Genomic DNA, 21508 nt, shown 5'->3' with positions numbered 1-21508 from the left:
CAGACGTATAAGACGTGCGTACATTCACCGCCATGACAACGAACCCGAACCGCGCCGACCGCCGCGCATGGACCGCTCTCGGCGTGCTGATGCTGCCGCTGCTGCTGGTCTCGATGGATGTCTCGGTCCTCTACTTCGCGATCCCGGCGATCAGCGCGGACCTGGAGCCGAGCGGCACCCAGCAATTGTGGATCTTCGACATCTACGCCTTCGTCCTGGCGGGCCTGCTGATGACGATGGGCTCGCTGGGCGACCGCATCGGCCACCGCCGCCTCCTGCTGATCGGCGCCGCCGCCTTCGGCACCGCCTCGCTCGTGGCGGCGTACGCGAACAGCGCCGAGACGCTGATCGCGGCCCGCGCGGTGCTCGGCATCGGCGGCGCGACCCTGATGCCGTCGACGATGGGCATGCTCCGCACGATGTTCACCGACCCCGCCCAGCGCGCGAAGGCGATCGGCCTGTGGTCCGGCGTGATGACGACGGGGATCGCCCTCGGCTCGGTGATGAGCGGCGTGCTGGTCGAGTACTTCTGGTGGGGCTCGGTATTCCTGGTCAACCTGCCCGCGATGGCCCTGCTGCTGGTCCTCGGCCCGCTGCTGCTGCCCGAGTCGAAGGACCCGGCTCCCGGCCGCTTCGACTGGGTGAGCGTCCCGCTGTCGATGGCGGCCGTGCTTCCCGTGGTCTACGGCCTGAAGGAGATCCCCTCGAAGGGCTGGAACAGCCTCTACGTCGTCGCGATCACCGTCGGCCTGCTCTTCGCGGCCCTGTTCGTCCACCGCCAGCGCACGGCCGCCGCACCGATGATCTCCCCGGCCCTGTTCCGCGGACGGGGCTTCGCGCCCTCGGTCGGCCTCAACCTGGTCTGCATGTTCGGGGTGATGGGGTCCTCCTACTTCACCACGCAATACCTGCAGATGGTGCTCGGCAAGGGGGCGCTGGAGGCGGCCCTGTGGGCGCTGCTGCCGTCGGTGCCGATCGGGGCGGCGGGACCGGTCGCGACCCATCTGGTGCAGCGGGGCGTCGACCGTGCGTACGTCGTCACCGCGGGGTTCACGATCTCCGCGACCGGTTTCACGCTCCTGTCCCTCGCCGGGACGGACTCGTTGTGGCTGGTGCTGACCGCGTGCGCGGTGCTCGCCGTCGGCGGCGTCGCGGTGATGTCCCAGATCGTGGACCTGGCGCTGGGCACGGCCCCGGTGGAGCGGGCCGGCTCCGCGTCCTCCCTGCTGGAGACCGGCGGGGAGTTCGGCGGCGCGCTGGGCATGGCGGTGCTCGGGTCGATCGGTACGGCGATCTACCGGCACGAGATGCCGGGTTCGGCCCCGGACGCGGCCCGCGAGACGCTGGGCGGCGCGCTGACGGTCGCCGACCGGTTCCCGGGCCTGGCGACGGCGGCCCGGGAGGCTTTCACCAGCGGGATGCGGGGGGCGGCCATAGCGGGGGCGGTACTGCTGCTGGGGGCGGCGGGGCTGGCGGCGGTGCTGCTGCGGCGGGTTCGGGTACGGGAAAACGCCGGACAGGCCGACCGACTCAGCCCGTCCGGCGTTTGAGGACGAGGCCCGTTCAGGGCCGATGCGGGGTCTGGGCGGCAGCCCCCGGAGACGGCGACCTCAGGCCAGGTTCACGGCACGAGCGGACGTCGCGCCGATCTCCGCCGCGACCTCGGCCAGCACCCCGGAGGGCACCGTGTCATCCACGGTCAGCACGGCGAGCGCCTCGCCGCCCGCCACCGACCGCGACACCTGCATGCCGGCGATGTTGATCCCGGCCTCACCGAAGATCCGGCCGACCGTGCCGACGACACCCGGACGGTCCTCGTACTTCAGCACGACCATGTGGTCGGCCAGCGCGAGGTCCACGTCGTAGTCGCCGACCGCGACGATCTTCTGGAGGTGCTTGGGCCCGGCCAGCGTGCCGGACACCGACACCTCCTCGCCGCCGGCGAGCGTGCCGCGCACGGTGACGACGTTGCGGTGGTCGGTGGCCTCCGAGCTGGTCGTCAGCCGCACCTCGACGCCGCGCTCCTGGGCGAACAGCGGGGCGTTGACGTACGACACCGTCTCGTCGACGACGTCCTCGAAGACACCCTTGAGGGCGGACAGCTCCAGCACCTTCACATCGTGCTGGGTGATCTCGCCGTACACCTCGACGTCGAGGCGGACCGCGACCTCACCGGCGAGCGCCGTGAAGATACGGCCCAGGCGCTCGGCGAGCGGCAGACCCGGCTTGACGTCCTCGGCGATGACACCGCCCTGCACGTTCACCGCGTCGGGCACGAGCTCACCGGCGAGCGCGAGACGCACCGAGCGGGCGACGGCGATACCGGCCTTCTCCTGCGCCTCGTCGGTGGAGGCGCCGAGGTGCGGGGTGGAGACGACCTGGTCGAACTCGAACAGCGGGGAGTCCGTGCAGGGCTCCTTCGCGTACACGTCGAGACCGGCGCCGGCGACGCGGCCCTCCTTCAGCGCCGAGTACAGCGCCTCCTCGTCGACGATGCCGCCGCGCGCGGCGTTGACGATGCGCACGCTCGGCTTGACCTTGCGCAGCGCCTCGTGGCCGATGAGGCCGAGGGTCTCGGGGGTCTTGGGCAGGTGGACGGTGATGAAGTCGGAGACCTCGAGCAGCTCGTCCAGCGACAGCACCTTCACGCCCATCTGTGCGGCGCGCGCGGGCTGCACATAGGGGTCGTAGGCGACGACCTTCATGCCGAAGGCGGACATGCGCTGCGCGACGAGCGCGCCGATACGGCCGAGGCCGACCACGCCGAGGGTCTTCTCGGCCAGCTCCACACCCGTGTACTTGCTGCGCTTCCACTCGCCGTTCTTCAGCGCGGCGTTGGCCTGCGGGATGTTGCGGGCGGTGGCGAGGAGGAGACCGCAGGCCAGCTCGGCGGCGGTCACGATGTTCGAGGTGGGGGCGTTGACGACCATCACGCCGGCCTTGGTGGCGGCGGAGACGTCGACGTTGTCCAGGCCGACGCCGGCTCGTGCGACGACCTTGAGCTTGCCGGCGGCGGCGATCGCCTCGGCGTCGACCTTGGTGGCGGAGCGGATCAGGATCGCGTCCACGTCGGCGATGGCGGGCAGCAGATCGGCCCGGTCGGCGCCGTTGCAGTGCCGGATCTCGAAGTCCGGACCGAGCGCGTCCACGGTCGCGGGCGACAGCTCTTCGGCGATGAGTACGACGGGTTTCGAGCTCACGTGAGTCCTCACAAGTCCAATGCGGACGGCCGTCCCGACGGCCGCAAGCGAGGGAGGGTGGTGGCCGCGTGGAAGACGCACGACGCTGTGGGCCTGACGCGTATGTAGTACGGCAGTGTAGTGCCGTGGCGGAGGCCGTCCTGCGCCTCCGCCAAAGGATCACCCGTCCGTGATGCGACGGGATGGACAACGGGACCGGAGCGGCCTGCTCCGGTCCCGTCGGCTGAGGCTCAGGCCTCCTCGTTCACCCAGCTCATGAGCTTGCGCAGCTCCTTGCCGGTGGTCTCGAGCAGGTGCTCGGAGTCGGCCGTCTTGTACTCGTTGTACTTCTTCAGACCGCCGTGGTACTCGTCCATCCAGGCCTGGGCGAAGGAGCCGTCCTGGATCTCGGCGAGGACCTTCTTCATCTCGGCCTTGGTGGCGTCGGTGATGATCCGCGGGCCGGTGACGTAGTCGCCCCACTCGGCGGTCTCGGAGATCGACCAGCGCATCTTCTCCAGGCCGCCCTCGTACATCAGGTCCACGATCAGCTTCAGCTCGTGCAGGCATTCGAAGTACGCGATCTCCGGCTGGTAGCCGGCCTCGGTCAGCGTCTCGAAACCGGCCTTCACCAGGGCGGCCGTACCACCGCAGAGAACGGCCTGCTCGCCGAACAGGTCGGTCTCGGTCTCCTCGGTGAAGGTCGTCTTGATGACGCCGGCGCGGGTGCCGCCGATGCCCTTGGCGTACGACAGGGCCAGCGCGAAGGCGTTGCCGGAGGCGTCCTGCTCGACGGCGGCGATGCAGGGAACGCCGCGGCCCTCCTCGTACTGACGGCGCACCAGGTGGCCCGGGCCCTTGGGGGCGACCATGCAGACGTCCACGCCGGCCGGGGGCTTGATGAAGCCGAAGCGGATGTTGAAGCCGTGGCCGAAGAACAGGGCGTCGCCGTCGTTGAGGTTCGGGGCGATGTGCTCCTCGTAGACCTGGGCCTGGATCGGGTCCGGCACCAGGATCATGATGACGTCGGCCTCGGCGGCGGCCTCCGAGGGCGTCACCACGCGCAGGCCCTGCTCCTCGGCCTTCGCCTTGGACTTGGAGCCCTCGTGCAGACCGACCCGCACGTCGACACCCGAGTCGCGCAGCGACAGCGCGTGGGCGTGGCCCTGGCTGCCGTAGCCGATGACCGCGACCTTGCGGCCCTGGATGATGGACAGGTCGGAGTCGGCGTCGTAGAACAGCTCGGCCACTTTGGGTTCTCTCCTTGTGTGCAGGTGTTGCGTCCCACCGTATGACGGCGAGGGGAAGGGAAGTTTCGGGGTCTCGCTATACGGGCGGTATCCGGACGGCCGGTGTCACCCGACCGTCCGAACACGGCCTTATGCCGACCGGTCCAGCGCCCGCAGCGAGCGATCCGTGATCGAGCGCGCGCCGCGGCCGATCGCGATGGTGCCGGACTGGACGAGCTCCTTGATGCCGAACGGCTCCAGCATCTTCAGCATGGCCTCCAGCTTGTCGCTGGAGCCGGTGGCCTCGATGGTGACGGCCTCCGGGGAGACGTCGACGGTCTTGGCGCGGAACAACTGGACGATCTCGACGATCTGGGAGCGGGTCTCGTTGTCGGCGCGCACCTTCACCAGGACGAGTTCGCGCTGAACGGCCGCACCCGGCTCCAGCTCGACGATCTTCAGCACGTTGACGAGCTTGTTGAGCTGCTTGGTCACCTGCTCCAGCGGCAGGTCCTCGACGTTCACCACGATGGTGATGCGGGAGATGTCGGGGTGCTCGGTGACGCCGACCGCGAGCGAGTCGATGTTGAAGCCGCGACGGGAGAACAGGGCCGCGATCCGGGCGAGGATGCCCGGCGTGTTCTCCACCAGGACGGAGAGCGTGTGCTTGGACATGGTCTGCTTCCTTTACCTACGGCTCTCAGTCGTCTTCGTTGTCGCCGAAGTCGGGGCGGACGTCCCGGGCGGCCATGATCTCGTCGTTGGAGGTGCCGGCGGCGACCATCGGCCACACCATCGCGTCCTCGTGGACGATGAAGTCGATGACGACCGGGCGGTCGTTGATGGAGTTCGCCTCTTCGATGACCTTGTCGAGGTCCTCGGGCGACTCGCAGCGGATCGCGTAGCAGCCCATGGCCTCCGACAGCTTCACGAAGTCGGGGACGCGGGTGCCGGCGCTCGGCTGCTTGCCGTCGGCCTCCGGGCCGCTGTGCAGCACGGTGTTGGAGTAGCGCTGGTTGTAGAACAGGGTCTGCCACTGGCGGACCATCCCGAGGGCACCGTTGTTGATGATGGCGACCTTGATCGGGATGTTGTTCAGGGCGCAGGTCGTCAGCTCCTGATTGGTCATCTGGAAGCAGCCGTCGCCGTCGATCGCCCACACCGTCTGCTCCGGCGCTCCGGCCTTGGCGCCCATCGCGGCCGGGACGGCGTAACCCATCGTCCCGGCGCCGCCGGAGTTCAGCCAGGTGGCGGGCTTGTCGTACTGGATGAAGTGCGCGGCCCACATCTGGTGCTGGCCGACGCCCGCCGCGAAGATCGTGCCCTCGGGGGCGAGTTGGCCGATCCGCTCGATGACCTGCTGCGGGGACAGCGAGCCGTCCTCGGGCTGGTCGTAGCCGAGCGGGTAGGTCTCGCGCCAGCGGGACAGGTCCTTCCACCAGGCGCTGTAGTCGCCCTGGTGGCCCTCGGCGTGCTCCTTCTGCACGGCCTGGACCAGGTCGGCGATGACCTCGCGGGCGTCCCCGACGATCGGCACGTCGGCGGCGCGGTTCTTGCCGATCTCGGCCGGGTCGATGTCGGCGTGGACGATCTTGGCGTACGGGGCGAAGCTGTCCAGCTTGCCGGTGACGCGGTCGTCGAAGCGGGCTCCGAGGGCGACGATCAGGTCGGCCTTCTGCAGCGCGGTGACGGCGGTGACCGCACCGTGCATGCCCGGCATTCCCACGTGCAGCGGGTGGCTGTCGGGGAATGCGCCGAGCGCCATCAGGGTGGTGGTGACGGGCGCTCCGGTGAGTTCCGCGAGGACCTTCAGCTCGGCGGTGGCGCCGGCCTTGATGACGCCGCCGCCGACGTAGAGCACGGGCCGCTTGGCGGCGGTGATCAGCTTGGCGGCCTCGCGGATCTGCTTGGCGTGCGGCTTGGTGACGGGCCGGTAGCCGGGCAGGTCCATGGTGGGCGGCCAGGAGAAGGTGGTCTTCGCCTGGAGGGCGTCCTTGGCGATGTCGACCAGGACCGGGCCGGGGCGGCCGGTGGCGGCGATGTGGAACGCCTGCGCGATCACCCGCGGGATGTCCTCGGCCTTGGTGACCAGGAAGTTGTGCTTGGTGATCGGCATGGTGATGCCGACGATGTCCGCCTCCTGGAAGGCGTCCGTACCGATCGCCTTGGACGCCACCTGGCCGGTGATCGCCACGAGCGGCACCGAGTCCATGTGTGCGTCGGCGATGGGCGTGACCAGGTTCGTCGCACCCGGTCCCGAGGTCGCCATGCAGACGCCGACCTTGCCGGTGGCCTGGGCGTAACCGGTGGCGGCGTGGCCCGCGCCCTGCTCGTGGCGGACCAGGACGTGGCGCACCTTGGTGGAGTCCATCAGCGGGTCGTACGCCGGAAGGATCGCACCACCGGGAATGCCGAATACCGTGTCGGCGCCGACCTCCTCGAGCGAACGGATGAGGGACTGCGCACCCGTGACGTGCTCGGGGGCGGACTGGTGTCCTCCGGATCGGGGCCGCGGCTGCGGATGATGGGCCCCGGAGGCCTGCTCGGTCATCGGCATTCTCTTCTCGATGCTGAGGGTTTTTGCGAAGTTTGAGCGGAGTTTCGATGCTGCACGACGGGCGCCTGTGCAACAAAAAACCCCTCGTGCCGTAAGGCAAGCGAGGGGAGCGCGTCGGGTGTGGACGCTGGGGGTTCCGGGTCCGTCCGGACGTCACCAGCTTCAGCCGACGCGCTTTCCAAGTACGAGGATTCGGGTGCGCATGGCACTGACCCTCCCCCCGGCACACACCTACTGTCAAGTGGGTGGGACGGGAGTCTCACTATGTGAGCGAAGGGCGCTGCCGCCTCCGAGAACGACGGGGACACCACTGGTGTACACCCCCGAACCACCCCCCGCGAACGCGGGCTCCACCGGGCCGTGCGGAATCGGATAGTGGCCGGAACTGAGCGCCCGGCGCAGCCGGTACTCGTCCAGCGGCCCGGAGAACGCCATGCCCTGCCCGTGCGTGCACCCCATCGCGCGCAGCGCCGCGACCTGCTCCGGCAGGTCCACGCCGTCGGCCACGGACTGCAGCCCGAGGTCCCCGGCGATCCGCAGCAGCCCACTGGTGATCTTGTGCAGCCGCGCGGACTCGACCACTCCCTCGACCAGAGTGCGGTCGAGCTTGAGCACGTCGACGGGGAGCCTGCGCAGCGCGGTGATCGCCGCGTATCCGCTGCCGAAGCCGTCCAGGACGACCCGGACGCCGAGTCTGCGCAGGCCGCTGAGGCGGCGCTCCAGTTCGTCCAGCGAGACGCGGGGGTCGAGGTCGGACAGCTCGATGATCAGCGACCCGGACGGCAGCCCGTGCCGGGTCAGCAGCGCCTCGATCGAGCCGAGCGGCATCGAGCGGTCCAGCAGCCGACGCGCGCCCATCCGCACCGCGACCGGTACGGCGAGCCCGGTCGCGGTGCGTTCGGCGGCCTGCTCGACGGCCTCCCGAAGCATCCAGCGGCCCAGCTCGGCGGTCTTGTCGCTGTCCTCGGCCACCCGCAGGAACTCGGCGGGCGTGAACAGCACCCCTTGCGAGGACCGCCAGCGCGCCTGCGCGGCGACCGATGCGATCCGGCCGTTCTCCAGGCACACCACGGGCTGGTGCAGCAGCGCGAACTCGCCGTCGTGCAGCGCGGCACGCAGCCGCGTGGCCAGCTCCGCCTTGCGTACGACGTCCTGCTGCATCTGCGGCTTGTACAGCTCGACGCGGCCCTTGCCGCCCGCCTTGGCCCGGTACATGGCCAGGTCGGCGTTGCGCAGCAGCTCCCCCGCGCCGAGGCCCGGCTCGGCGAAGGCGACGCCGATGGAGGCGTTGACACGGACATCGTTGCCGTCGATGAGGTACGGCTGGGACAGCGTCACCCTGAGGCGTTCGGCGAGCTCCAGGATGTGCCGTTCGCGGGCGGTGCGGTCACGGGTGATGTCCCCGACGATCAGGGCCGCGAACTCGTCGCCGCCCAGCCGGGACGCGGTGTCACCGTGCCGGACCGCCTCCTGGAGTCTGCGGGCGGCCTGGACGAGCAGTTCGTCACCGGCCTGGTGTCCGATCGTGTCGTTGACGCCCTTGAAGCCGTCGAGGTCGATGAAGAGTACGGCCGTGTTGCGCAGGGCGATGCCCCGGTCGGTGGCGCGGCGGCCGGACAGGGCCTGCTGCACGCGCTGGGTGAACAGCGCGCGGTTGGGCAGGTCGGTGAGCGGGTCGTGCTCGGCGTTGTGCTGGAGCTGCGCCTGCAGGCGCACTCTTTCGGTCACGTCCCGGCTGTTGAAGATGAGTCCGCCGTGGTGCCGGTTGACCGTTGACTCAACGTTGAGCCAGCCGTCGTCGCCGGAGCGGAAGCGGCACTCGATGCGCGTAGTGGGTTCCTCAACTGGGCTGGCGGCGAGGAAGCGGCGCACCTCGTGCACCACGCAGCCCAGATCCTCCGGGTGGATGAGATTGGCCAGTTCGGTACCCACCAGCTCCTCCGCGGAGCGGCCGTACACCCCGGCGGCGGCCGGGGAGACGTACCGGAGGATCCCGTTGGGCGCGGCGATCATGATGACGTCGCTGGAGCCCTGCACCAGGGAGCGGAAGTGGTTCTCCTTCTGCGCCAGTTCCTGGGTGAGGGTGATGTTGTCGAGGAGCATGATCCCCTGACGGACCACGAGCGCCAGCACGACGGTGCCGCCGGTGATGAGCACCACGCGGTCGACGCTGCGGCCGTTGAGGACGTTGTAGAGGATCCCCAGGGTGCAGACGGCGGCGGCGAGGTACGGCGTGAGCGCGGCCAGGGAGCCGGCGATCGGCCGGGTGACCGGGTACCGGGTGTGATCGCCTCCCTGTGCGGGCGGCGTGTGGTGGCCCCCGCCCCGCTGCCCGGGCACGTGCTCGTGCACCACGCGCGTGTGCCCCGCCCTGTCGTGCCGGTCGGCGTCCTCGCGCCCGCGCCGGGGCGCGGCCCACGGGGCGTACGCCAGGAGCAGCGAGCCGGCGAACCAGCCCGCGTCGAGGAGCTGGCCGGAGCGGTAGCTGTTGTGCAGCAGCGGCGAGGTGAACAGGGCGTCGCACATCACGGTCAGGGCGAGCGCGCCGATCGCGGTGTTGACCGCGGTGCGGTTGGCCGAGGAGCGCCGGAAGTGCAGCGCGAGCACCATGCTGACCAGGGCGATGTCGAGCAGCGGGTAGGCCAGCGAGAGCGCGGTGTGCGCCACGCTCGCCCCGCCGCCGGCGTCGAGCTTGGCCGCCTGGGCCAGGGCGAGGCTCCATGCCAGCGTCAGCAGCGAGCCGCCGATCAGCCAGGCGTCCAGGCCGAGGCAGACCCAGCCGGCCTTGGTCGCCGGTCGCTTGGCGAGCACCAGCAGTCCCACGATGGCGGGCGGCGCGAAGCACAGGAAGAACCCGTCGGCGTAGGAGGGACTGGGCACGGGCCGCTCCAGGACGACCTCGTACCACCCCCAGACGAGGTTGCCGAGGGCCGCCATGGCCGAGGAGAGCGCGAACAGCAGCCAGGCGGGTCGAAAACGGATACGGCGGCTGCGGGCGTAGCGGAAGCAGGACACGGCGGCCGCGCCGGCCGCGGCGGCCAGCCCGAAGTCGCCCATGATCAGCGCGACTTGGACCGAGCCCCAGCCGACCGCGGAACCGACGGCGTATCCCGCGCACACCAGGGCCAGAGCCAGTTGCGGATACAGTCCCGAGCCGGTGCCCCGGGACGAGGGACGAGGCAGCGTCGCCGCCGGTGAGGGCTTGGCCCGCAGCGCTCCGTCGAGCGTGGTCGTGGGGGGCGGTGGCGAGCTCACCGGGTCCCCCCGGTCCGCGCCGCTCGCGGGTCCCGAGGGTCCCGGTGCGCTGCGGGTGCCTGCCGCCTGTGGCCACTGTGCCGGCGGTGGTGATGGCTGTGACGGCAGCCGTGGGTGCCGTGGTGGCCACGTCTGCGCGTGGTCGGTCGCCAGGGTCGCCGCCGACGGCCCCGTCGCGTCGGATCGCTCGTCCTCAGGCCGTGCATCGCCCGTCGCCCCCCTCACAAATCTCAAATGTCCATCCCCGGCGCCGATCGGTGCGTGGCGCTGCCCCTGTCGGGACGATACACCAGGATCGTCACTCAGGGACATAGCACCTCTACGCTCCGTGACGACCAGCGCATATGCGAGCACTGACCGCTTCCGGGAGGTTGCGGACGGTACTCGAAACGGATTATGGGCCTGTTACGTGCCCGTCGTAAGGATCACGTTGCGCAACGGCTCCCGGTTCACGTAACGACTCAACTGGTCCACCAGAAGCCGCTTCGCGCGCGGCAGGAACGCGGATGTGGGCCCGCCCACGTGCGGGCTGATGAGCACGCCCGGCGCCCGCCACAGGGGATGCTCACGGGGCAGCGGTTCGGGGTCGGTGACGTCCAGGGCTGCGGTGATGCGCCCGGTCTCCAGCTCGGCCAGCAGCGCCTTGGTGTCCACGACGGGTCCGCGGGCGACGTTGACCAGCAGCGCGCCGTCCCTCATGCGGGCGAGGAAGTCGGCGCCCGCCAGGTGCCGGGTGGTGTCCGTCAGGGGCGTGGACAGGATGACGACGTCCGCTTCCGGGAGCAGGGCGGGCAGTTCGGTGAGCGGATGCACATCTCCGCGCGCCGTGGTGCGCTCAGAGCGCGCGACGCGCGCCACCCGCGCGAGTTCAAAAGGTGCGAGCCGGTCCTCGATGGCGGCCCCGATCGAGCCGTATCCCACGATGAGGACGTTCTTGTCCGCCAGCGCGGGCCGGAACCCGCCGAGCCACTCCCCCCTGTCCTGCGCCCGCACGAAGTCGGGGACGCCGCGCAACGAGGCGAGGATCAGCGTGAGCGTGAGCTCGGCCGTGCTCGCCTCGTGCACCCCGCGCGCGTTGCACAGTCGCACGCCGGGCCGCAGGTGCTTCAGGCCCGGCTCCACGTGGTCGGTGCCGGCGGAGAGCGTCTGCACCACCTCCACGGCGGTCATCTCCGGCAGGGGACGCTGCCCGAGCGCGGCCGGCTTCATGTACGGGACGACGTAGAAAACACAGTCCGCCGGATCGGCGGGGAAATCCTCGGCGCCGTCCCAGAAGCGGTAGTCAGGGCCCTCGGGGAGGCCCTCGATGTCTTCCGGCGGGATGGGGAGCCACACGTCAGCAGTCATGCTCTGGAGGCTATGTCAGGCGAACTGGAGTCCAGAGGTTAGGTTGGGGTGCCGGAAGAGGGAGGGTTACGGCCAGGTGGAGCGCAGGACGATCGGCGCGGCGGCACTCGCGGTGGGGGCCATAGGGCTCGGGTGCATGCCGATGAGCTGGGCGTACAGCTCGTCGCGGCAGCGGGGCGAGGAGTCGGTCAGGGCGGTGCACCGGGCGCTCGATCTGGGCTCGACGCTGCTGGACACGGCCGACATGTACGGCCCGTTCACCAACGAACTGCTGGTGGGGCGGGTGTTGAAGGAGCGCCGCCAGGACGCGTTCGTGTCGACGAAGGTCGGCCTGCTGGTCGGCGAACAGCACATCGTGGCCAACGGCCGCCCCGGCTATGTGAAGCGCGCCTGCGACGCCTCCCTTCGCCGCCTTCAGACGGACGTCATCGACCTCTACCAGCTGCACCGCGCGGACCCCGAGGTGCCCGTGGAGGAGACGTGGGGCGCGATGGCGGAGCTGGTCCAGGCCGGAAAGGTGCGGGCGTTGGGCCTGTGCGCGGTGGGCGCGCGGGGCGGCCGCCGCTCCGGGACGGGCCTGCACGACACGACGATCCGGCAGTTGCGGCGCGTCCAGCAGGTGTTCCCGGTGAGCGCCGTGCAGGCCGAGCTGTCGGTGTGGTCGCCCGAGGCGCTGGAGGCGCTGCTGCCGTGGTGCGAGGCGCGCGGCGTCGGCTTCCTGGCCGCGATGCCGCTGGGCAACGGCTTCCTCACCGGCACGCTGACCCCGGGCGAGGGCTTCGAGCCGGACGACGTGCGGGCCCGGCACCCGCGCTTCACCGCCGAGATGATGGCGGCGAACCAGCCGATAGTGGCCGGACTGCGCCGCATCGCGGCCCGGCACGGGGACGCGGTCACGCCGGCGCAGGTGGCGCTGGCCTGGGTGGTGGCTCAGGGACGGCACGTCGTCGCGGTGCCGGGGGCCAAGCAGGAACGCTGGGTGGCGCAGAACGCGGGGGCGCAGGGGTTGCGGCTGGCCCCGGAGGACCTGGTCGAGGTGGCGGAGCTGCCGGGCGCCCAGGGATCCTGGGACTGACGGCCACCGGGCCGCGGGCGGAATCCGGCCGAGTCGGGCCGCGGGCCCGGCGGCGTTGGTTCAGTGTTCATGGATCGGGAACCTGTGAGGCGCTTGCGGTGACGGCATCTGCCGAGGGGCGCGCCTCCGGGCATCCGGCATCCAGCCTCCGGCATCCTGCCGGCATCCGGCATCCGGCAGAAAAGACACTCGTGATCCCCAACCGGGAACCTGTGAGGCGCTTGCGGTGTATGACAAGTAGAACCCGCGTCGGGGCCACTGCGTCGAAGGGACCGTGATCGTGCAACGTCGAGCTGTGTCGGCCGTATTGGCCGCCGCCGCACTCCTGCTGGCGGCCGGCTGTTCCTCCGACGGCGGGGAATCGCCGGGCAGGAACGGGAGCGCGGAATCGAGCACCGCGTCGGGGGCGGCCGCCTCGCCCACCGGCGGGGCGGCCGAGGAGACCCCGCCGGCACAGGGCTCGGTCGAGGTGGTGCGCACGGTCGCCGACGGCCTGGACTCCCCTTGGGGTCTGGCCCCGCTCCCCGACGGGGACCTGCTCGTCTCCTCCCGCGACGACGCCACGATCACCCGGGTCGACGGGGAGAGCGGCAAGAAGACCGAGCTGGGCGAGGTGCCCGGGGTGTCACCGGCGGGCGAGGGCGGCCTCATGGGCCTGGCGCTGTCGCCGGACTACGCCTCGGACCACATGGTCTACGCCTACTTCACCTCGGCCTCGGACAACCGCATCGTCCGCATGCTGTACGACGAGCAGCGCCCGTCCGGCGACCAGCTCGGCGCGCCCGACACGATCTTCAGGGGCATCCCCAAGGGCTTCATCCACAACGGCGGCCGGATCGCCTTCGGCCCGGACAAGATGCTCTACGCGGGCACGGGAGAAAGCGGTGACACGGGCCTGTCCCAGGACAAGAAATCCCTGGGCGGCAAGATCCTGCGCCTGACACCGGAGGGCGAACCGGCTCCGGGCAACCCGTTCCCCGACTCCCCCGTGTACTCCTACGGCCACCGCAATGTGCAGGGCCTGGCCTGGGACTCCAAACAGCGCCTGTTCGCCTCCGAGTTCGGCCAGAACACCTGGGACGAGCTGAACGCGATCAAGCCGGGCGACAACTACGGCTGGCCGGAGGCCGAGGGCAGGTCGGACGACTCCGAGTACCACAACCCGCTGGCCCAGTGGGGCACCGACGAGGCCTCCCCCAGCGGCGCCGCCTACGCCGAGGGCTCCATATGGATGGCGGGCCTGAAGGGCCAGCGCCTGTGGCGCATTCCGCTGAACGGCACGGAGGTGTCGGCGGATCCGCAGGCCTTCCTGGAGGGCGAGTACGGCCGGCTGCGGACGGTCGTGTCAGTGGGCGGCGACAAGCTGTGGCTCACCACCAGCAACACGGACGGGCGGGGCGACCCCAAGGACGGGGACGACCGGATTCTGGAGGTGCGGGTGACGTAGGCGGCGCAGACTACTCATCGTCTATGAGCGACTGATCGAGGGTCGCCACGGAGACCAGGATCAGGAAGGCCCGGTGCACCATGTAGTCGACGGTCAGACCGGTGGCGACGGACACGACTCGGATGTCCTCGCCGCTTACAGCCTGCGACACCGGCGTGAACGGATCCTCGGCCAACTTCAGGAGCCCCCGCTCCAGGACCTTGCGGCGGTCCTCGGGGGGAGCGTCACGCTGCGCCGCGGCGCGCTCGGTGTATTCGATCTGGTACAACACGGCTCCTCCCTGGTGCCTCCAGCATTACCTCGCTCCGAGCCGCTCCGCGTCCCCCGCGTCGAACAACCCCAGCCGATGCGCCACCGCCGCCGCCTCGCCCCTCCCCGAGACGCCGAGTTTCCCGAGGATGTTGGACACGTGGACGCTGGCCGTCTTCGGGGAGATGAAGAGTTCCTCGGCGATCTGGCGATTGGTGCGGCCGTCGGAGACCAGGCGCAGGACGTCGCGTTCTCGGGTGGTGAGGCCGAGGGAGTCGGCCGGGGGCGGGGCCGTGGTGAGGGTGAGGCGGGCTCGCTGGGCGAGCTGGGTCGAGACGTCGGCGAGCGGGCGGGCGCCGAGGTGGACGGCGGTGGCCCGGGTCAGGCGGAGCAGTTCGGTGGCGCGGGCGCGCTCGTCGTCGCCGCCGGCCGCGAGCAGGGCCTCGGCGAGGCGGTGGCGAACCTGGGCGAGGTCGTAGGGGCGCTCCAGGGCTTCGAAGGCGGTGACCACGTCCGACCAGGTGTCGAGGGTGGCGCGGCCCTGGGCCCGGTCGAGTTCGGCTCGGGTCCACTTCTCGTAGGCCAGCCACAGGGGCGCTCCGGTGGTGAGCCGGCGGACGGTGTCGAAGAGCCGTTCCAGGAAGGCGTCGCGGCCCTCCTGGGCGGCGGGCAGGGATTGGGCGCGGGCGTCGTCGGACTCGGCGACGGCGGCGGCCAGCAGCAGCGGCCAGGCGTAGCGCTGGGTGCCGGGCGGGAAGCCGGCGTTCAGGGCCCGGTCGGCCTCCGCCCGGGCGTCCAGGAGGCGACCCTCGGCGGCGGCTATGCCGAGGGTGAGGCAGGACATCGGCAGGTTGTTCTGCGGCATGGGGTCGTGGGTGCCGTAGGAGACGCGGGCGGCGGCGAGGTGGCGGGCGGCCTCGGCGACCTCGCCGCGGGCAAGGGCGAGGTGGGCGAGGCGGTTGGAGGCGCCGCCGCGCGGCTTGGCGGACTGACCGGTGCGCTGGGCGTTGAGCGCGGCTTCGGCGGCCTCGTTCCAGTGGCCCAGGGAGATCAGTGACTCGGCGAGGTTCGTCCAGATCCAGGCCTCGGAGTCGCGCAGGCCCCACTCCTGGGTGAGCCGCAGGCCCTCGCGCAGGATGCCGATGGCCTCCTCGGAGCGGCCGATGCCTTCGAGGGCGGACGGCAGGTTCACATGACTGCGCCCGACCACGGAGGTGAGGTCGCGGTCCAGCACCTGGTCCCTGACCTCATACATCTCGGCGAGTCCAGCCTCGATGGCCCCGGCCTCGACCTTGAGCACGCCGAGGGTGAGTCGGGCGTTCAGCTCGATGTCCTCGGCGCCCACCATGCGGGCGTACTCGACGGCCCGCTCGGCGGCCGACATGGCGTCGGGGCCGGGGGCGCGCAGCATCGACCAGTTGGCCGCGGCGGCCAGTACCTCGGCGTGCACCTCGGAGGGCGGCAGGCCGCGGACCAGTTCCTGCGCGGTGCCCAGCTCCTTCCAGCCGTCACCGCGGGCCTGTGCCTGGACGAGACGGGCGCGCTGGGCCCAGAACCAGGCGGCGCGCAAGGGGTCGCCGCCCTCGTCCTGAAGCAGGTGCAGGGCCCGCTTGGTGATCTTCAGGGCGCGTTCGCGTTCCCCGCAGAGCCGTCCGGCGACGGCGGCCTCGGCCATCAGGTCGAGGTAGCGCAGGGGCGCGGTCGCGGGGTCGCAGCCGCAGGGCGGAAAGGCCTCGGTGTAGTCGACGGGGCGCAGCGTGGCCCGGGTCTCCTCGGGGGCGGCGTCCCACAGCTCCATCGCGCGTTCCAGCAGCCGCAGTTGCTCGGCGTGGGCGTGCCGGCGGCGGGCGGTGACGGAGGCGTCCAGGACGGCGGGCAGGGCCTTGGCCGGGTCATGGGCGTGGTACCAGTAGCTGGCCAGCCGCATGACGCGTTCGCCGGCCGGGACGAGCGTCGGGTCGGCCTCCAGGGCCTCGGCGTAGCGGCGGTTGAGGCGGGAGCGTTCGCCGGGCAGCAGGTCGTCGCCGACGGCCTCGCGGACCAGGGAGTGCCGGAAGCGGTAGCCGTCGCCTGAGGGCGCGGCGCTGAGGATGCTGGCATTCACGGCGGCCCGCAGCGCCTCGATGAGGTCGTCCTCGGCGAGCTGGGCGACGGCGGCGAGCAGCCGGTACTCGACGGTGGAGCCGCCCTCGGCGACGATCCGGGCGACCCGCTGGGCGCTCTCGGGCAGTTGTTCGACGCGGACCAGGAGCAGGTCGCGCAGGGAGTCGGTGAGGCCGGTGGAGCCGCCCTCGTGGGTGGCGACGGCTAGTTCCTCGACGAAGAAGGCGTTGCCGTCGGAGCGTTCGAAGATCGCGTCGACCCGGGCCGGGTCGGGTTCGCAGGCGAGGATGCCGGCGATCTGGCGGCCGACCTCGGCGCGGTTGAAGCGGCCGAGTTCGATTCGGCGGACCGTGCGCAGCCGGTCGAGTTCGGCGAGGAGTGGGCGCAGCGGGTGGCGGCGGTGGATGTCGTCGGAGCGGTAGGTGGCCAGGATGACGAGGCGGCCGGTGCGCAGGGTGCGGAAGAGGTAGGCGAGGAGGTGACGGGTGGAGGTGTCGGCCCAGTGCAGGTCCTCCAGGGCGACGACGATCGTGCGGCCGGCGGCGACGCGCTCCAGGAGGCGGGCGGTGAGTTCGAAGAGGCGGGCCATGCCCTCCTCGTCGGAGCGGTCCGGGCCGCGGGCGGGAGCCGTCTCACCCAACTCGGGCAGCAGCCGGGCCAGTTCCTCCTCCTGGCCGGCGGCCGCGGCGGCCAGGTCGTCGGGCAGTTCGCGGCGCAGGGCGCGCAGTGCGGTGGAGAACGGGGCGAAGGGCAGGCCGTCGGCGCCGATCTCGACGCAGCCGCCGAGCAGGACGACGGCGCCCTCGCGGGCGGCGGCTCCGGCGAACTCCTCCACGAGGCGGGTCTTGCCGACCCCTGCCTCACCGCCGATCACCAGAGCCTGCGGGTTGCCTGCGGCGGCTTGGGCGAGGGCGGCGTTCAGGGTCTCCAACTCGGTTGTGCGGCCGACGAACACGGGGCTTATGGACCTGCTCTCCACGGAGGCGAGCATCGCATGCGCCGCTGACAGTCCGGCACCGGTTTTCTGGGGGCTGCCGCCCCCAGAGCCCCGCTTCGGCCCCGAACGGGCCTCGTCCTCGAACGCCGGACGGGCTGAGACATGCCGGCCCGCGTCGAGGAGACGCCGTCCGTCCCCCGCCTTCACGCGGCACGCGGATGCCGCATCCGGCGCAGGCGCGACGTATGCGCCTCCGCGTCCCCGGTGCCCTTGGCGGAGCGCTCTCGGCGGGCCGCGCGGCGGACTCGGACGGCCTCGCGGACCAGGCGCTCGTGCTCGGCCTGGCGGATCAGTTCGGCGGAACGGATGTGGTGAAGCTCGTACTCATACATGGCTGGTCCCTCGTTTTCCCTGGTGAGAGGCGGTTACTGGCTCGCTTTTCGCGATGCCTCAACCTTCCTCTCCCAGGCGGGTCCGCCACATCGGGAGAGTTCCGCATCTTCAGCGGGGCGCCGGGCCTTAGACATGCGTGAGGGGCCTTAGGAACTCCTAAGGCCCCTGGGCACCTGCGGTGATTCAGCTCGCTGAGGGCAGGCCCAGCAACGCGTCGGTGTACTTGAGGACGGCGAGCAGCAGTCCGATGACGCCGAGCGCGACACCGCCCCAGGCGACCGACTTGATCCACACGGGCTGCGGCTTGCCGGGCGCCCCGAACGCGGGGCGGGCGAGCACCACGACACCGACGATCAGCGCGGCCAGCGCGAAGACGCCGGCCCACAGCGCGGAGGCCTGCCATGCGTCGCCGTAGACCTCCTTGATCTGCTTGGCGACACCCGCGTTGGACGCGGTCTCGAGCTGGCCGATGAGGGTCTCGCGCGCGGCGGCGACCGTACCGATCCAGCCACCGGTCAGGGAGACGAGTCCGAGCGCCGCGGAGACGACCGCGCCCGCGCCCTGGCCGACGACGGAGGGACCGTCTTCCGTGGCCTCGGCGGTCACCCCGTCCCCGGCCTCGGCCTCGTCGTTCTCGGTCACCTCGTCGGAGACGGTGGCGTCGGTCGCCTTGGTGACGTCCGCCTTCTCCTCGTCGGTCCTGGCCTCGGTGCCCGTCTCGGACCCGGTCTCGTCCACTGTCTTCGTTCCCATGCCTCGCACCGTACGGACGCTGTCTGAGAGCTCTCTTAATGATCCCTGTGAGCGGCACGCGCGCGTGCCTCACGCCACTCGGGGGCCAGGATCGACCACACCTCGAGATCGTGCCGCACCCCACGATAGGGGTAGCTCTCGCGCCGTACGCCGTCGCGGGTCATGCCGAGGCGCCGGGCGACGTTCAGGCTGGGTGTGTTCCCTGCGGAGGCGATCCACTCCACCCGGTGGATGCCGCGCTGCTCGACGGCGAAGCCGATGAGCACGCACATCGCGCGCGTGACGAGCCCGCGTCCGGTGCCGGCGGGTTCCAGCCAGCAGCCGACCTCGCAGTTGGCGTTCTCGGCGTCGAAGTTCAGGAAGAGCACCCCGCCGACCAGCTTCCCCTCCAGCCACAGGCCGTGCAGGGAGCCGGTGTCGGCGGCGCGCATGTCGGCGTACCGCTGGAGCGTCTCGCGCGCGGTGTCCAGGTCGACGGCCTTGGAGCCGAAGGGGACGTACTGGTTGATGAACTCCCGCCCCCGCTCCAGGTGCGCCAGGAACTCCTCGGCGTGCCACGGCTCCAGAGGCCTGAGCTCGGCTCCGTCGTCACCCAGCGGTATCGCGTACATCGCCCTGCTGCTCCTTCTCGAGTTCCGCCACGACGTCGGTGAGCCTCTCATGGGCGGCGCGGGACTCGGGCGGCTCGATGCTGATGCGGGGCATGCGCTTGTCGAGCCAGCGCGGCAGCCACCAGTTGGCGCCGCCGAGCAGGTGCATCAGGGCGGGGACGAGGAGCGTACGGAGCACGAAGGCGTCCAGGGCCACGGCGGCGGCCAGCGCGATGCCGAACATGGCGATCACGCGGTCGCCGCTGAGGACGAAGGCGAGGAAGACGGAGATCATGATGACCGCGGCGGAGTTGATCACCCGGCTGGTCTCGGCGAGGCCGACGCGGACGGCCCGCCGGTTGTCGCCGGTCTCCAGCCACTCCTCGTACATCCGGCTGACCAGGAAGACCTGGTAGTCCATGGAGAGGCCGAAGAGGACGGACACCATGATGACCGGGAGGAACGGCTCGATCGGGCCCGCGCGGCCCAGGCCCAGCAGCTCGCTGCCCCAGCCCCACTGGAAGATCGCGACGACGACACCGAAGGCGGCGGCGACGGCGGCCACGTTCATCGCGGCGGCCTTCAGCGGTATGCCGACGGACCGGAAGGCGAGCAGGAGCAGCAGACAGCCCAGGCCGATGACGACCCCGACGAACAGCGGCAGCTTGCCGACGATGACGTCGGCGAAGTCGTCGTATCCGGCCGTCATGCCGCCGACGTGCACATCGAGGGAGGTGCCGGTCTCGGCGCGCGGCAGGACGTCGTCGCGCAGCCTGTCGACGAGGTCGCTGGTCTGCCGCGACTGCGGCGAGGACTCCGGTACGACGGTGAGGTACGCGGTGTCGCCGCCGGCGTTGTACGTCACCGGGGTCACCGACGCGATGCCCTCGGTGGCGCGCAGGGTGGCGTCCAGGTTGTCGAGGGCGAGCTTGTCGTCGCCGCCGTCGACCTCGGTGACGAGGGTGAGCGGGCCGTTCACGCCGGGGCCGAAGCCGTCGGCCATGAGGTCGTAGGCCTGGCGGGTGGTGGAGGTCTCCGGGCCGTTGCCCTGGTCGGAGGTGCCCAGGCGCAGGCCGAGGGTGGGCAGTGCGAGGAGCGTGATGACGGCCAGGGCGAGGGCGCCGAGCGCCTTGGGGTGGCGCTCGACGAACGCCGACCAGCGGGCGGCGAACCCGGTCGGCAGCTCGGGCTCGGGGCCGTGCTCGGCCAGGCGGCGCCGCTCGCGGCGGCTGAGGGCGCGCATGCCGATGAAGGACAGCAGGGCGGGCAGCAGGGTCACGGAGGCGGCGACCGTGAGGACCACGGCCAGCGAGGCGGCTATCGCCACGCCGTTGAGGAAGCTGAGCCGCAGGATCAGCATCCCGAGCAGGGCTATGCACACGGTCGCGCCCGCGAAGACCACGGCCCGTCCGGTGGTGGCCACGGCGTTGGTGATCGACTCGGCGACGGGCAGCCCGCGTTTCAGCCCGCGCCGGTGCCGAGTGACGATGAACAGGGCGTAGTCGATGCCGACGCCCAGCCCGATGAGCATGCCGAGCATGGGCGCGAAGTCGGCCACGGTCATGGCGTGCCCGAGGAGCGCGATCCCGGCGTAGGCGGTGCCGACGCCGACCAGGGCGGTGGCGATGGGCAGCAGCGACGCGGCGAGCGAGCCGAAGGCGAGGAACAGCACGACCGCGGCGACGGCCACCCCGACGATCTCGGCGACATGCCCGCCGGCCGACTCGGTGAGCGCGATGGCGCGGCCGCCCAGCTCCACCTGGAGCCCGTCGGTCTCGGCGTCCTTGGCAGCGCTCACGACGGCCTGTGCCTCGCCGCTGACGACGTTCTCGGCGCTGTCGTCGAAGGTGACGGTGGCGTACGCCGTGTGCCCGTCCGCACTGATCTGGGCGGCGCCCTGCTTGTCGTACGGGCTGGTGACGGCCGCGACACCGGGCAGCGCGGCGATCTCGTCCAGGGTCCGCGTCATGGTCTGCTCGACGTCGGCGGCGTGGACGGAGCCGGACCCGGTGTGCCAGACAACGGTGTCCCTGTCGCCGCCGAGGCCGGGGAACCCCTCCTGAAGGAGCTGGGTGGCACGGCCCGACTCGGTGCCGGGGACGTGGTAGTCGTTCGAGTACGCGGTGCCCGTCACGGCGGCGGCCGCGCTCACCCCGCCGAAGGCGAGAAGCCAGAGCAGTACGGCGACGAGGCGGCGTTGGACACACCAGCGTGCAAGAGCTGCCACGAACGTGCTCCCGGGGGTGATTTATGGATCTTTGACCGGGATCAGTCGTTCATGAAGTGAACAGCCCGCAAAGAACGCATGAGCGATGTGAAGCAAACTCTTGCAGGCGACAGAGATCGTTTGCCGCGTTCGTGGGCTTATTCACAGGAGTGGGAGGCAGATCACAG

15 protein-coding genes are annotated in these 21508 nt (G+C 71.1%); 3 read left to right on the top strand and 12 right to left on the bottom strand.

All coding sequences use genetic code 11. From position 1 onward, the window contains the following. Positions 1–32 precede the first annotated feature (32 nt). A complete protein-coding gene (locus ACP4J3_RS05630; protein WP_426531030.1) occupies positions 33–1550 on the top strand; it encodes an MFS transporter in 1518 nt (505 codons plus the stop codon). A 60-nt stretch (positions 1551–1610) separates the two neighbouring features. On the opposite strand, the gene serA is transcribed toward ACP4J3_RS05630, so the two are convergent. From serA to ACP4J3_RS05600, 6 genes are all read right to left on the bottom strand, one after another. Beyond that, positions 1611–3200, bottom strand: a complete 1590-nt coding sequence (serA, locus tag ACP4J3_RS05625) for a phosphoglycerate dehydrogenase (protein WP_426531028.1) — start codon at positions 3198–3200, stop codon at positions 1611–1613. 230 nt (positions 3201–3430) lie between these two features. After that, positions 3431–4429: a ketol-acid reductoisomerase gene (gene ilvC, locus ACP4J3_RS05620; protein ID WP_426531026.1), complete on the bottom strand. Its 999-nt coding sequence runs from the start codon at positions 4427–4429 to the stop codon at positions 3431–3433. Positions 4430–4558: 129 nt separating this feature from the next. After that, on the bottom strand, positions 4559–5083 hold the full coding sequence (gene ilvN / locus ACP4J3_RS05615; RefSeq protein WP_426531024.1) for an acetolactate synthase small subunit: 525 nt from the start codon (positions 5081–5083) through the stop codon (positions 4559–4561). A 25-nt stretch (positions 5084–5108) separates the two neighbouring features. After that, a complete protein-coding gene (locus ACP4J3_RS05610; RefSeq protein WP_426531022.1) occupies positions 5109–6965 on the bottom strand; it encodes an acetolactate synthase large subunit in 1857 nt (618 codons plus the stop codon). 237 nt (positions 6966–7202) lie between these two features. Then, positions 7203–10220 (bottom strand): putative bifunctional diguanylate cyclase/phosphodiesterase, encoded by a 3018-nt coding sequence (locus tag ACP4J3_RS05605; RefSeq protein ID WP_426531020.1) that lies wholly within the window; start codon positions 10218–10220, stop codon positions 7203–7205. A 405-nt stretch (positions 10221–10625) separates the two neighbouring features. Then, a complete protein-coding gene (locus tag ACP4J3_RS05600) occupies positions 10626–11567 on the bottom strand; it encodes a 2-hydroxyacid dehydrogenase (protein ID WP_426531018.1) in 942 nt (313 codons plus the stop codon). Between the two features lie 76 nt (positions 11568–11643). Here ACP4J3_RS05600 and ACP4J3_RS05595 point away from each other — a divergent pair, with 76 nt between their 5' ends. Both ACP4J3_RS05595 and ACP4J3_RS05590 read left to right on the top strand, forming a co-directional pair. Then, positions 11644–12642 (top strand): aldo/keto reductase, encoded by a 999-nt coding sequence (locus tag ACP4J3_RS05595; RefSeq protein WP_426531016.1) that lies wholly within the window; start codon positions 11644–11646, stop codon positions 12640–12642. A 295-nt stretch (positions 12643–12937) separates the two neighbouring features. Continuing rightward, a complete protein-coding gene (locus ACP4J3_RS05590; RefSeq protein WP_426531014.1) occupies positions 12938–14089 on the top strand; it encodes a PQQ-dependent sugar dehydrogenase in 1152 nt (383 codons plus the stop codon). 10 nt (positions 14090–14099) lie between these two features. Here ACP4J3_RS05590 and ACP4J3_RS05585 read toward each other — a convergent pair whose 3' ends face one another. From ACP4J3_RS05585 to ACP4J3_RS05560, 6 genes are all read right to left on the bottom strand, one after another. Next, positions 14100–14357, bottom strand: a complete 258-nt coding sequence (locus tag ACP4J3_RS05585; protein ID WP_426531012.1) for a type II toxin-antitoxin system RelE family toxin — start codon at positions 14355–14357, stop codon at positions 14100–14102. Positions 14358–14384: 27 nt separating this feature from the next. Then, the gene (locus ACP4J3_RS05580; protein WP_426531010.1) at positions 14385–17432 is read right to left on the bottom strand and encodes a helix-turn-helix transcriptional regulator; all 3048 of its coding nucleotides are present in this window, start codon (positions 17430–17432) and stop codon (positions 14385–14387) included. Positions 17433–17581: 149 nt separating this feature from the next. Beyond that, positions 17582–17770, bottom strand: a complete 189-nt coding sequence (locus ACP4J3_RS05575) for a hypothetical protein (RefSeq protein WP_426531008.1) — start codon at positions 17768–17770, stop codon at positions 17582–17584. Between the two features lie 184 nt (positions 17771–17954). Continuing rightward, on the bottom strand, positions 17955–18524 hold the full coding sequence (locus ACP4J3_RS05570) for a hypothetical protein (RefSeq protein ID WP_426531006.1): 570 nt from the start codon (positions 18522–18524) through the stop codon (positions 17955–17957). Positions 18525–18559: 35 nt separating this feature from the next. After that, positions 18560–19135: a GNAT family N-acetyltransferase gene (locus ACP4J3_RS05565; RefSeq protein ID WP_426531004.1), complete on the bottom strand. Its 576-nt coding sequence runs from the start codon at positions 19133–19135 to the stop codon at positions 18560–18562. After that, complete coding sequence (locus tag ACP4J3_RS05560; RefSeq protein WP_426531002.1) at positions 19113–21341, bottom strand: MMPL family transporter; 2229 nt, start codon at positions 21339–21341, stop codon at positions 19113–19115. Before ACP4J3_RS05560 ends, ACP4J3_RS05565 begins: the two co-directional genes overlap by 23 nt. Between the last annotated feature and the right edge of the window lie 167 nt (positions 21342–21508).

This window comes from Streptomyces sp. UG1 (assembly GCF_049974585.1).
GTDB lineage: Bacteria > Actinomycetota > Actinomycetes > Streptomycetales > Streptomycetaceae > Streptomyces.
The sequence above is the reverse complement of the archived record's forward strand: the minus strand, read 5'-3'. Positions and strand labels throughout refer to the sequence as shown.

Excerpts from the sequence above, each read along its gene's own strand:
- ACP4J3_RS05630 (WP_426531030.1), top strand. The coding sequence starts at position 33 with ATGACAACGAACCCGAACCGCGCCGACCGCCGCGCATGGACCGCTCTC.
- ilvN (WP_426531024.1), bottom strand. The coding sequence starts at position 5,083 with ATGTCCAAGCACACGCTCTCCGTCCTGGTGGAGAACACGCCGGGCATC.
- ACP4J3_RS05610 (WP_426531022.1), bottom strand. The coding sequence starts at position 6,965 with ATGCCGATGACCGAGCAGGCCTCCGGGGCCCATCATCCGCAGCCGCGG.
- ACP4J3_RS05600 (WP_426531018.1), bottom strand. The coding sequence starts at position 11,567 with ATGACTGCTGACGTGTGGCTCCCCATCCCGCCGGAAGACATCGAGGGC.
- ACP4J3_RS05580 (WP_426531010.1), bottom strand. The coding sequence starts at position 17,432 with ATGCTCGCCTCCGTGGAGAGCAGGTCCATAAGCCCCGTGTTCGTCGGC.
- ACP4J3_RS05575 (WP_426531008.1), bottom strand. The coding sequence starts at position 17,770 with ATGTATGAGTACGAGCTTCACCACATCCGTTCCGCCGAACTGATCCGC.
- ACP4J3_RS05570 (WP_426531006.1), bottom strand. The coding sequence starts at position 18,524 with ATGGGAACGAAGACAGTGGACGAGACCGGGTCCGAGACGGGCACCGAG.
- ACP4J3_RS05565 (WP_426531004.1), bottom strand. The coding sequence starts at position 19,135 with ATGTACGCGATACCGCTGGGTGACGACGGAGCCGAGCTCAGGCCTCTG.